We start from the raw sequence: 11,810 nt of genomic DNA, 5'->3' as shown, positions 1-11,810 counted from the left end.
GTGTCTGAACGGCGCCTCATCGGGATGCGCGAGGGCTTTGCCGCCAAGATTGCCAATCGCCTTCCGGCGTGGCAAGCCCGCTCCATGCAAGATAAACCCAGCCACCCCTCGTCCGAAAACGCCAATGCCGCGGCGCCGCGGGTCTCTTTCGTTTCGCTCGGGTGCCCCAAGGCGCTCGTCGACAGCGAGCGCATCATCACCCGACTGCGCGCGGAAGGATATGAGCTCTCGCGCAGCCATGCCGCCGCGGATGTGGTCGTGGTCAACACCTGCGGCTTCCTGGACAGCGCCAAAGAGGAATCCCTTCAGGCGATCGGCGCGGCGCTGGGCGAAAACGGCAAGGTGGTCGTGACCGGCTGCATGGGCGCGGAGCCCGGCGCCATCGCGGAGAAATTTCCCCAGGTGCTCGCGATAACCCGGCCCCAGGACTACGAAAGCGTGCTCGAAGCCGTGCATCGCGCGGCGCCGCCGGCCCATGACCCGTTCCAGGATCTCATTCCGCCGCAGGGCGTCAAGCTGACCCCTCGCCACTACGCCTATCTCAAGATTTCGGAAGGCTGCGACAACAGCTGCTCCTTCTGCATCATTCCCCATTTGCGCGGGCCGCTGGTCTCGCGCCCCGCGGCCGAGGTTCTGCGCGAGGCGGAAAAGCTGGTCGCTGCGGGCGTGAAGGAAATTCTGGTCATCTCGCAGGACACCAGCGCCTATGGCCGCGATCTGCGCTACACTGAGAGCCCGTTTCACGACCGGGCCGTGCGGGCGCGCTTTTTCGATCTCGCCAAGGAATTGGGCGAACTCGGCGCCTGGGTCAGGCTCCATTACGTCTATCCCTATCCCCATGTCGACGAGGCGCTGACGCTCATGGCCGAGGGCAAGATCCTGCCCTATCTCGACATTCCCTTCCAGCATGCGGCGCCTTCGGTGCTGAAGGCGATGAAGCGGCCCGCCAATGAGGAAAAAACTCTGGAGCGCATCCAGAGCTGGCGCCGCCTCGTCCCGGATCTCGCCCTGCGCTCCAGTTTCATCGTCGGCTTCCCCGGCGAAACCGAGGAAGACTTCGCCTATCTGCTCGACTGGCTGGAGGCGGCGCAGATCGACCGCGCCGGCGCATTCAAATATGAGCCCGTCGCGGGCGCGCCCGCCAATGATCTCGGTCTCCCCGTCGTTCCCGAGGAGGTGAAGCAGAGCCGCTGGAACCGCTTCATGGAGCGCCAGCAGGCGATCAGCGCAAGAATTCTCAAGCGCAAGATCGGACAGAGGCTGCAGGTCATCATCGACGAAGCCGGCGGCGGCGCGGCGGGCGGAATGGCCAAGGGACGCGGCAAGGCCGACGCGCCCGAAATCGACGGCGCCGTTCATGTGTCGTCGCGCCGCCCCTTGCGCGCGGGAGACATCGTAAGCGTCAGGATCGAAGGATCGGACGCCTATGACCTGTTGGGCGCGGCGGTGTGATTTACGATGCGTTCATGATCCTTCGGCCAGTCTCGCCCGACTTGGCCTTTTGGATCGTCCCGCTCCGCCCGTGATGGCTTCCGCAGTTCATCGACAGTCGCCCGACGGCGCAGGCGAACAGGCCGGCGCTGCGGACGGTCGCACGCTTTACGAGACGGAATCCCTGAAAATCGAGCACTTCCGCTCGAACAGCCACAACCCCAACGTCGCTTTCATCTTCAGCCCGTTCGGCAACAGAATCTTGTCCGGCAATCTCTATGGCGGCAATTTCCTGCTCGAAAACGGTTTCGACGTCATAAATTTCAAGACCACGCAGTACGACTGGTTCCAATCCATACCGCCGGAGGTTTTCGACGCCATAGAAGCGCTTTGCATCCGCGAGAGCTACGGCCGCCGCGTCTCCATGGGATCGTCCATGGGAGGATATGCGGCGATATGCTTCTCGAAGCTGCTCAAATGCGATGTCGTGCTCGCCTTTTCACCGCAATATGCAATCACGGACCATTTCGATATCCGGTTTGCCGATTACGGGGATAAAATAGAATGGCGCTATATTATCGACGATGACGCATTTTACGAAAAATCAAATTATTACTTTGTTTACGACAACTTCGACGATGATAAAAAGCACATTGAGGAACTTAGAAAAGTCATCCCGCCGGACCGCCTCACGGAGATAAGAACGCCGTTCTCGGGACATTCCACCACGGTTTTTCTGCTCGAAACCGGCCTTCTCAAGAAGCTTACGCTCGGCGTTCTGCGGGACGAGCGCGCGCCCGGCAGAGCGGAGCTAAAAAAGAACAGGCGCGTCTCGATAGAATATCTGAAAACCATTTCCGCCCGGCTGCGGGACAGAGGACATTCCAAACTGCTGAAGTCGCTTCACGCCTCGATGGCGTCGGCGCAAGACGCCGCGCCCGCGTTCGACTGGTTCATAAAAAAGAACATCTGGCTGATCTCCACATTTGCTGAAACGCTGGAAATGTCGAGATTGAGGAAGAAAGGCTTCGACGTCGGCTTTTATCTTCTCGCCAATCCCGATGTGGCGAACGCCGGGACCCATCCACTGCTGCATTACGCCCGCCACGGCAGGAGAGAAGGCAGATCGGCCCGGTTTCGTGGAAACATGAAAACACTCTAGCGTCTTTGCCCCGCCGACCAAGCGAATTATGTTAGCTTTACGATCGAAGTCTCCCCCGGAGTACAATGAGATGACGCAGGAACAGCCTCAAAAGCAGCAGCCCCAGCGGCCTCCGCAATACCGGATTTCCAAAGGGCTTTATCTGCTCGCCGCGGGCGTGATGGCGCTGTGGGTTTTCGTCACCTTCTTTTTCCGCAATCCCTACACACAGGCGGTCACCAATGATTTTTACGACAAGCATCCCTACGACGAGACCTCGGTCTGGGTGCTGGTGCTGGTGATCATCCCCATGATGGGCCTTGCGGCCTATGTGAGCTGGGTGCGGCGCAAGCGGGGCTGACCCCGCTCGCTCGCAAGTTACGGCTGCTGATGGCTCCTGCGCGAACCGCGGTGTTCGTTAACGCTCCGGCAATGATCCGAAGACGGACTGGTTGACCGCCTCGGGCGGGCCGTCTACGCTCAAGATGCATCGGGGAGTCCGATGCACGAACATTCAGGGGAGTCCTGAATATGAGCGCCAGAGCGTTCCAATATGATTATCTCGTCTTCATCGGACGATTCCAGCCTCTCCACAACGGCCATATCCACATCCTCGCGCAGGCGCTCGCCGCGTCGCGCAAGGTCATCGTGCTGGTGGGCTCGGCCAATGTCGCGCGATCGCCGCGCAACCCCTTCAGCTACGAGGAGCGGCGCAGCGTGATCCTCGCCGCCGGCGGCTCGATCGAGGCCGCCGCCGATCAGATCATCGTCAAAGCGCTGCCCGATTTCCTCTACAACGATCAGGCATGGATCGCGCATGTCCAGCGTTGCGTCGACCAGGCGATTTCCGAAGATGGCGGAGATATGGAGTCGCGCGTCGGCCTCATCGGCCATAGCAAGGACAAGTCATCCTATTATCTGCGGATGTTCCCCAATTGGAGCTCCGTCGATGTCAAGACGCAGCACGGAACGCTCAATTCGAGCGACATCCGCGAGGATTACCTGCGCCGGGCTCCGCATATTCCCGATCGGCGTCTCTGTCCGGAAGAGACGATTGAATTCCTCGGCCGGTTCATGCTGACCGAAGCCTTCAAATGGCTCGTGGACGAAACCAATTTCTATCGCGACTACAAAGCGTCGTGGGGTCGGACGCCCTACCCCGTCTTCATCAACTGCGTCGACGCCGTCGTGATCCAGTCCGGCCATATCCTGCTGGTCGAGCGCGCCCGCCGGCCCGGGTTGGGATTGCTTGCGCTGCCGGGGGGGCATGTCGACCCCAGCGAGTCTCTGCGTGACGCCGCGATCCGGGAACTCAAGGAAGAAACGCGGATATCCGACCCCAAAGGAGAAATCCCGCCGGCCATGCTGGCGTCCTTCATACAGGAGACCAAAACGCGTCTCTTCGACGATCCCAACCGGTCGGAACGCGGGCGCGTCGTCACGCAAGCCTATCTTTTCGAGTTGCCCGCCCGGAGAAGCCTGTTTTCAGTGCGCGGCGACGACGACGCGGCGAGCGCCGGCTGGCATGAACTCGGGCGCTTGCGCGCGGATCAATTCTTCGAAGATCATGCCGCGATCATCCGCGAGATGACAGGCGCGCTGATCGATTAGGGCGCGCATTCCTTCTCCTCGCAAGCGCGGGGAGAGGGAGGAAGATCGCGAAACACTCTGATATTCCAAATCGCGGCGGGGAGTCCGTCCGCGATCCCGCAACTGGAGGAGATCCAGGTCATGACGAACTTCGACAATCTGATCCTCGACGTCGACAGCTACAAGGCGAGTCACTATCTGCAATATCCGCCCGGCGCGGAATATGTTTCGAGCTATATCGAGTCTCGCGGCGGCGCCTGGCCGGAAACCTTGTTCTTCGGCCTGCAGATCTATCTCAAAAACGTGCTGACGAAGCCGATCTCACGCTCCGACATCGACGAGGCCGAGGCTGTTTTTCGGTTGCATGGCGAGCCCTTCAACCGGGAGGGCTGGGAACATATCCTGAAGGCGCACAAGGGCTTCATGCCGGTTCGGATTCAGGCGGTCCGCGAGGGAATCGTCTTGCCGACGCGCAATGCGCTGGTGCAGATCGTCAACACCGATCCCGAAATCCCCTGGATCGTCTCCTATCTCGAAACCGCTTTGCTGCGGGCCGTCTGGTATCCGACGACGGTCGCGACGCGCTCCTTGATGATCAAAAAACTCATCTCCACTGCGCTCGAAGAGACCTCCGACGATCCCGCGGGGCAACTCGCGTTCAAGCTTCACGACTTTGGCGCGCGCGGCGTCTCGAGCAAGGAAAGCGCCGGGATCGGCTCGGTGGCCCATCTCGTCAATTTCCGCGGAACCGACACGATTTCTGCACTGCTGACGGCGCAGCGCTTCTACGACGCGCCGATGGCGGGTCTTTCGATCCCGGCGTCGGAGCATTCGACGATGACCGCCTGGGGACAGGATGGCGAAACCAGCGCCTACGCCAATATGCTCCGTCGCTTCGGCGGTCCGGGCAAAACCTTCGCCGTCGTCTCCGACAGCTACGACGTCTATCGGGCAGTCGCCGATATTTGGGGCGGAACTCTCAAGAGCGAGGTCGAGACGATGGGAGGAACGCTCGTCGTGCGCCCCGATTCCGGCGATCCGACCGTCGTGCCCGTCAATGTCATAGAGATCCTCGCCGAGAAATTCGGCAGCCGGATAAACGGTAAGGGCTTTCGCGTTCTGCCCGATTGCATTCGCGTGATTCAGGGAGACGGCGTCAACGAGCGCACGATCGCGGCAATTCTCGCAAATCTGAAGGCGAAAGGCTTCGCCGCCGACAATATCGCTTTCGGGATGGGCGGCGCGCTTCTTCAAGCGCTCGATCGCGACACAATGAAATTTGCGATGAAGGCGAGCGCAATCCGCTTCAATGGCGACGGTTGGAGAGACGTGTTCAAAAACCCCGCGACCGATCCCGGCAAGGCCTCGAAAAAGGGACGGCTCGCCCTCCTGCGCGAAGATTCCGACTGGCGCACGATCCGCGAGGATGAACTCCACGCCGACGCCGAAAACCTGCTCGAGGATGTGTTCGTCGACGGCCGCCTGATGCGTGATCAGAGTCTGGACGAAATTCGTCGGCTCTCATGGCCCTGACGGTCGGATGCGCCTCTCGCAAGAACTGCGAGAGGCCGCCCTCAGCGCGGTGGAGGATTGCGCCGCGCGCTTGCCATGGAGGTAGACGAACGCAGGCGGAGCGCGTTTCGCCAAAACGCCGGCGTCCTTCTCGGGAAGCCGGGATTTCGCCAGAACCTGCGTCGACAGCGCTCCCGAAATCTTCCAGGTGGAGCCGGGGCGGTCCACTACGGCGATGGGTGCGAGGCGTATGATGTCTCGCCAATGCCGCCAGCGGTGAAAACCCAGCAGATTGTCGGCTCCCATGATCCAGACGAAGCGGACGCCGGGGCAGCGCATGCGCAAAAAACGCAGCGTGTCGTAGGTGAAGCGGGTGCGGATCTGGGCCTCGATCCCGGTGACGGCGATACGGGGATCGCGCGCAAGAGCCCGGCACGCCGCCATGCGCCGTTCGAGGGAAGGAAGGTTTCCGGTGTCCTTCAAGGGATTTCCGGGCGTGACCAGCCACCACAGGCGATGGAGCTTCAGCCGCGTCAGCGCTGCCCGCGAGACGTGCAGATGGCCCTCATGCGGCGGATTGAACGAACCGCCGAAAAGGCCAATCCGCATTCCCGGACAATGAGGGGGCAGACGCGGCGTCATTCCGGGCAAAGGCTCACGCGCGCGCCTGTCCCGTTCCATGAACGCGGTATTTGAACGAGGTGAGCTGCTCGACGCCCACCGGCCCCCGCGCGTGCATTTTGCCTGTCGCTATGCCGATCTCGCCGCCAAAACCGAACTCGCCGCCATCCGCGAACTGAGTGGAGGCGTTGTGAACCACGATGGCCGAGTCGACCTCGGCCAGGAACCGCTTCGCCGCGGCCTCGTCCTGCGTGAGAATGCAATCGGTATGATGCGAGCCATGCTCGGCGATATGCGCCATCGCCGCGTCGAGACCATCGACGATGCGGACAGCGATGATGGCGTCGAGATATTCGGTGTCCCAATCCTCTGCGGTCGCCGCGGTCACGCGAGGGTCTGCGAGAAGAGCGGACTCGTCGCCGCGCACGGCGCAGCCGGCGTCGAGCAGCATCTTCACCAGCGGCGCGAGATGTGTGGACGCACAGGCGCGGTCCACCAGCAGCGTTTCCGCCGCTCCGCAAATGCCGGTGCGCCGCATCTTGGCGTTGAGCACGACGGTCCGGGCCATGTCGAGGTCCGCAGCCGCATGGACGAAGACATGGACGATGCCTTCGAGATGCGCGAACACCGGCACCCGCGCCTCGTGCTGCACCCTGGCGACGAGGCTTTTGCCGCCGCGCGGCACGATCACGTCGATATTGCCGTCGAGCCCGGCCAGCATGGCGCCGACCGCGGCGCGATCGCTCACCGGCACGAGCGACACGATTTCCTCCGGCAGCCCGGCCTGTCGCAACGCCGCGACGAAACAGCGATGGATAGCGCGCGAAGATCGCAGACTGTCCGAGCCGCCCCGCAGAACCGTCACGTTACCCGCCTTGAGACAAAGAGCGGCGGCGTCCGCCGTCACATTGGGGCGGCTCTCGTAAATCACGCCCACGACCCCCAAAGGCGTCGCCACCCGCTCGATGAGCAGACCGTTGGGGCGCTCGAACGCCGCCAGCACGCGCCCGACGGGATCGGGCAAATCGGCGATTTCCTCGACCCCGCGCGCCATCGCCTCCAGCCGCTTCTGGTCCAGGGTCAGGCGATCGACCGACGCAGCAGGCGCGCCGGCCGCCTTCGCCTGCGCTACGTCCGCCGCATTGGCTTCGAGGATTTCCCGGCTCGACGAGCGTATCGCTGCCGCGGCCGCCCTCAAGACCGCATCCTTGGTTTCTCTCGGCGCGAGCGCCGCCGCATGGGCGCTGCGCCGCGCCGCCGCGCCTATGGCGGCCATCAGTTCGAGCGTGTCCGAGGGCTTTTCGAGAAGCTGCGCTTGCGTCATGGTTCCGGCGGGATTTGCAATTTCTTCAAGCGCACAGGGCTAGCACGCCGGAGCCCTTTGCGCAAAAGCCGCCATAGCTCCAACCACGGCGGCGCGCGCCTCCTCGCAGCCCCGGCCAAAGGTGTTTTCATTTTCAAGGAAACATGAAAACGCCCTTGGCTTTTGTTTTAACGCGTTTCCTAAGCCGAACCGGCTCCACTCCGGCTGGAAACGCTCCAGCCACAGTTTGGCCCCGCTTTGAACCCAGGGTCGCTGCGACGCGATTCGGTTGGAGTTCCAATGAGAAAGCTTGTTTTTGCCGTCGTCCTCGGCGGATTTGGCGGCGCGCTCGCCGCCTGCACGCCGGAAAGAACGCTCGACGGCGGGCTCGGCGCCGTCTCGGGAGCCATCGTGGGCGGGCCGATCGGCCTCGTGGCCGGCGGAGTCGTGGGTGCGACCGCCGGACCGGCCATCGCTTCGAGCTGGGGCGTCAGGGGCGGCGGGTCGCATCGCAGCCACCGCCACAAACGTCATCACTATTGATCGAGGACCTTACGCTCATCCTGCCCTGGGCTTTGATCCGCCCGCGACGCGGGTAAAGCGGTCGAGCACGTTTTTCGTGATCGTCATCACCATCTTGTCCTCACGCAGCAAGCCGGTGACCCAATTGCAGCATCCAGAGTTGAAAACCTGTCCGGAGCCGGAGGTCATGACGCTCATCATCGCCGCGCCATATTCGAGACACTCCTCGGGGATGTCGTAGAAAATCGGCCACGCGTTCTTCGTGGGAATGTCGGTCATGGGATTCATGCGAAGATTCCCATGCCGCGGCGGCATGGGCTCGCCGCGAACGGCGGGGGCCATAGCCAATATCTCCAGGCTTTGCGGGGCGCCGTCCTTATAGGTCGGATAGGGCAATCCGTTGCGGAAGGTGTAATCCACGCCGTCGACCTCGAAGGCGAGGATGCGCGAAGGCTCGGCCCCGAACATATCGCCGTAATAGAGGTCTGTGCCGTCGAAAACCCAGTGGTTTGGCCGGTAGACGGTATAGCCTCCAGGCGCGCGAGGCGTCGTCGCTCCCAGCCGCACGTAAATTCCGCCGAAGCCGGTCAGGCCGAAGGTCGCCGCGCCCGGCCGATTGACGATCTTGAAGTCCCACGCAACCGTGGTTCGGCTGGGCGACGTCGCCGAAATGGGATCCGGAAGCGTCTTGTAGCAGACCTGCGTCCGACCGTCGTCCTCGAGCCGAACCTGCCAGATGAAATTGCCGCCGAGCCGCATGACGTTACCGCCCTTGCGCGTGAAATTCTCGATGGCGTCGCGCATCTCCCACGACCAGTATTCGTCGTGGCCGACGATCACGGCGCAGGCGTAGCCACTGACGCAATCGGGACGCAGTTGCAGGTCGTGCTGGGTGACGTAATCGAGCTGGTAGCCGTTCTGCTCCGCCCAACAAGCAAATGGGCGCTCGTAATAGGCCCAGCCGCCGTCGCCGTAATGACGTGAATAGCCATGCGCCAGCGCCCAATCGACGAAGGGATAATAGGGCGAGGCGTCGGTCGGCAGATCCGGCGTGTCGGAGTGACGGGGCGCGTTGATCGGAAGGCGCATAAATCCGCGAGCCCACGGCCGCTGAAGCGACAGCCGCGGCGAGAGAGTTTCGGTCGATTTGCCGTCGACGACGCTGCGGTAGGAATTGGCCCCGCCCCAATCATTATAGGCGGTCGCCGTCACGGTCGTGAGGATCAGCACGATGCGGTTTTTGCGCTGGCCGGATTTGGGGCGCAGGACGAAGCCGGCCTCGCGCTCGACCGACCGGCCATCGGCGCCCGTCGCACGCAGGAGGATCAGATAAAATCCCGATTGCCAGCCGGGATCGACCTGGATAGCCACAGGATCACGCCAGCCGCAGCCGACGGCATATGCGTTTTCGGGAGTGTTCTGGCGAAGGCCCTTGAGTCCGGAGCGGGACCATATCGTGCGGGGCTTCAGCCCGTCGCGAATGATTTCTATGTCATAGGTCGGCGCCGTCGTGTGCACGAATAGACGGACCGTGTTGCCCGGCTCGTAGCTCAGCTGCTCGGTGTAGCCGGCGATCTCCGTGATGTTGGGGTCGTTGAGCGGAAACTCCCGCTGATCGGCTCCCGCCACGTCGACCCACGCGCTCTCGGTTTCCTCGAGCGATATTACGGGCTTTGTCTCTTTGGGAGGAACGTCTTGCTTTGGCGCTTTCGTCGCGGGTTTCGTCTGTCCGAAAGCTGTTGAGGCGCCGAGCGCGGTGGATCCTGCGAGGAAGAGAAGACGGCGCCGCGAAAGACTGGAGAAGAACCGACCAAACCGTCCCGGGAAAGAGGCAGACAAAGCAGAATCTCCTATAAAACCGCAACTACAGTCATAAATATCAATGGAGGAGTCAATCGGAGCACATGCCGTCCGGGCGCTGAACCCAAACAGGCGAACCTTGCTTTTTCACCATCATGGCTGCGCCGAAACCCGCTGCGGCCTACGCAATATCCAGTCCGAGCTCGGCCCGCTTCTTGCGCGGGAGGCCTCGCGAGACGATCGAATGGGACTCGCGGATATAGTCGCGCAAGGCTTCGTCCGAGAGGCCCGGCGCCGCGAAATGCTGGATCCATTTCAACCCGCGCGAGGCGAGATAAGGCGCTGGACGCAGGCCGGGCTGCTCCTTCAGCATCTCGTAGGCGATGTCGCTGACCTTGAAGGTGAAGCGCGGCTCGCCCTCGTCCCAGCCGCCGATCGCGAACACCTTCCCGCCGACCTTCCAGACATCCGATCCGCCCCATTGGACGACATGGCTCGTCGCCGGCAGCGCGCCGCAGAAGGCGTTGTACTCGTCGTAAGTCATGCTCGTCACTCCCGGCGCCGGGACCGATCACGCATCACGCCTTGGATGGCGTTCCGCCGCCCCAGCGCGCCATTAAGGAACAAGACGGGCTAATTCCCGCGCTTGTCCGTCAAAGTCTCCAGGAAAGCGACGATGGCGTCGATCTCGTCGTCGGAAAGCCGCGGCTTCTGGCCCGGCTTGCGATCGTAGGGAACCTCTTTCACATTGACGTTGGCGTGAAACGTCGAAGGCAGATCATCGAATTTACTGACCTTGCCGTCGGCTCCTTTTGGATACCAGCGTTCCGGGTTCGTGTCGCGGGTGGCGTAGAAAGCGACCGCATCGCGCAGGGTGGCGAGAGAACCATTGTGCATGTAGGGCGCGGTCACAGCCACATTGCGCAGCGTCGGGACCTTGAACGCGCCGCAGACGCCCTCAGTCTCGAAACCCTTCGGCGCCGAAGCGGCGAGCCCCGGCCGCGCGCACAGGCCGAGATCGAAACTGCCTTGAGCGGCGTTGGCGGGAATGGCCCCGTTACGCGGCGCGCCGAGCGTGTCGTAGGTGAAATCCGTAAACAGCCAGTCTTTCGGATCATGCGATTTCACGTCGCCCGCATGGCAGGCGAGACAATTGCCCTTGTGCGGGTCCTTGAACAGCGCGAAGCCCCTGGCTTCAAGAGGCGTGAACTTCGCTTCGCCCCGCAGCACGGCGTCGAAACGCGACGCAAAGGGATGGAAGGCCTCCGTGCGCTCGAAGGCCGCAATCGCCTGCATGAGCTTATCGAAGGCCTGGCCTGGATTGTCGAAGACATCCTTGCCGAAGGCCGTTCGTGCAAGGTCGGCATAGGCGCCGCCCTTGACCTTGGCGACGACCGCCTCTCTCGAGGGATTGTTCATCTCGACGGGATTGAGCAACGGTCCGCCGGCCTGCTCAATGAGATCGCTGGCGCGCCCGTCGCGGAATTGGCCGCCCACCGGCGTCTTCTCGACCTTGCCGGTCTCTTCGTCCTTTTTGTCGACGAAGGAGAACGGCGGCGCAAAAGACGCATAGGAAACCGACGGCGGCTTGCGCGAGCCGAAAGCCCCTGCGGGCGCCCCGCGCGCGACAGCAGGCACAGAAGATCCGTTCACGCCGGAAAAGGCGCGCGCCGGATCATGACAGGAGGCGCAGGAAACGCCTTTGGGTTCGGAAAGGGAGACGTCCGAGAACAGCCGCGAGCCGAGCTGCTCGATGGGCGATAACGCTGGCGCGGACTGTTCCGCAACAGCCGCCGCGGAGAAACCCACGACCAGCGCCACTGCCCCGCCAAGCCCGCGCGCGATGCTAGTCCTGAACCGAATCGACGCCATCGATGCACCTGCCGCTGA

The 11,810-nt window shown here is 62.5% G+C and carries 11 protein-coding genes; 6 read left to right on the top strand and 5 right to left on the bottom strand.

What is annotated here, in order from left to right:
* Window positions 1-84: 84 nt before the first annotated feature.
* The 5 genes from rimO (at window position 85) to H2LOC_RS01485 (ending at window position 5,695) form a co-directional block, all read left to right on the top strand.
* The gene (rimO, locus tag H2LOC_RS01505; RefSeq protein ID WP_136494780.1) at window positions 85-1,452 is read left to right on the top strand and encodes a 30S ribosomal protein S12 methylthiotransferase RimO; all 1,368 of its coding nucleotides are present in this window, start codon (window positions 85-87) and stop codon (window positions 1,450-1,452) included.
* Window positions 1,453-1,525: 73 nt separating this feature from the next.
* Window positions 1,526-2,593 carry a hypothetical protein gene (locus tag H2LOC_RS01500; protein WP_136494779.1) on the top strand — a complete coding sequence of 356 codons (1,068 nt, stop codon included), beginning with the start codon at window positions 1,526-1,528 and terminating at the stop codon, window positions 2,591-2,593.
* 70 nt (window positions 2,594-2,663) lie between these two features.
* The gene (locus H2LOC_RS01495) at window positions 2,664-2,933 is read left to right on the top strand and encodes a hypothetical protein (RefSeq protein ID WP_136494778.1); all 270 of its coding nucleotides are present in this window, start codon (window positions 2,664-2,666) and stop codon (window positions 2,931-2,933) included.
* Window positions 2,934-3,103: 170 nt separating this feature from the next.
* Window positions 3,104-4,183, top strand: coding sequence for an NUDIX domain-containing protein (locus tag H2LOC_RS01490; protein WP_136494777.1), 1,080 nt, complete (start codon window positions 3,104-3,106; stop codon window positions 4,181-4,183).
* Between the two features lie 120 nt (window positions 4,184-4,303).
* A complete protein-coding gene (locus H2LOC_RS01485) occupies window positions 4,304-5,695 on the top strand; it encodes a nicotinate phosphoribosyltransferase (RefSeq protein WP_136494776.1) in 1,392 nt (463 codons plus the stop codon).
* Here H2LOC_RS01485 and H2LOC_RS01480 read toward each other — a convergent pair.
* Both H2LOC_RS01480 and H2LOC_RS01475 read right to left on the bottom strand, forming a co-directional pair.
* Complete coding sequence (locus H2LOC_RS01480) at window positions 5,684-6,316, bottom strand: nicotinate-nucleotide adenylyltransferase (RefSeq protein WP_136494775.1); 633 nt, start codon at window positions 6,314-6,316, stop codon at window positions 5,684-5,686. The two genes, H2LOC_RS01485 and H2LOC_RS01480, sit on opposite strands and share 12 nt — an antisense overlap.
* 13 nt (window positions 6,317-6,329) lie before the next feature.
* Window positions 6,330-7,640 carry a glutamate-5-semialdehyde dehydrogenase gene (locus tag H2LOC_RS01475; protein WP_281350570.1) on the bottom strand — a complete coding sequence of 437 codons (1,311 nt, stop codon included), beginning with the start codon at window positions 7,638-7,640 and terminating at the stop codon, window positions 6,330-6,332.
* A gap of 258 nt (window positions 7,641-7,898) precedes the next feature.
* On the opposite strand from H2LOC_RS01475, the gene H2LOC_RS21455 reads away from it, so the two are divergent.
* Window positions 7,899-8,141, top strand: coding sequence for a hypothetical protein (locus H2LOC_RS21455; RefSeq protein WP_136494773.1), 243 nt, complete (start codon window positions 7,899-7,901; stop codon window positions 8,139-8,141).
* 15 nt (window positions 8,142-8,156) lie between these two features.
* Here the strand turns inward: H2LOC_RS21455 and H2LOC_RS01465 are convergent, their stop codons facing one another.
* The 3 genes from H2LOC_RS01465 to H2LOC_RS01455 all read right to left on the bottom strand — a co-directional run bounded on the left by H2LOC_RS01465 (window position 8,157) and on the right by H2LOC_RS01455 (window position 11,792).
* Entirely contained in the window at window positions 8,157-9,749 is a 1,593-nt protein-coding gene (locus tag H2LOC_RS01465; RefSeq protein ID WP_202620511.1) for a N,N-dimethylformamidase beta subunit family domain-containing protein, read from the bottom strand.
* A 352-nt stretch (window positions 9,750-10,101) separates the two neighbouring features.
* Window positions 10,102-10,464 carry an MmcQ/YjbR family DNA-binding protein gene (locus tag H2LOC_RS01460; protein WP_136494772.1) on the bottom strand — a complete coding sequence of 121 codons (363 nt, stop codon included), beginning with the start codon at window positions 10,462-10,464 and terminating at the stop codon, window positions 10,102-10,104.
* Between the two features lie 89 nt (window positions 10,465-10,553).
* A complete protein-coding gene (locus H2LOC_RS01455; protein ID WP_154331538.1) occupies window positions 10,554-11,792 on the bottom strand; it encodes a cytochrome-c peroxidase in 1,239 nt (412 codons plus the stop codon).
* Between the last annotated feature and the right edge of the window lie 18 nt (window positions 11,793-11,810).

Origin of the sequence: Methylocystis heyeri, from assembly GCF_004802635.2 — a bacterium.
In the GTDB taxonomy this organism is placed as follows: Bacteria; Pseudomonadota; Alphaproteobacteria; order Rhizobiales; family Beijerinckiaceae; genus Methylocystis; species Methylocystis heyeri.
The sequence above is the reverse complement of the archived record's forward strand: the minus strand, read 5'-3'. Positions and strand labels throughout refer to the sequence as shown.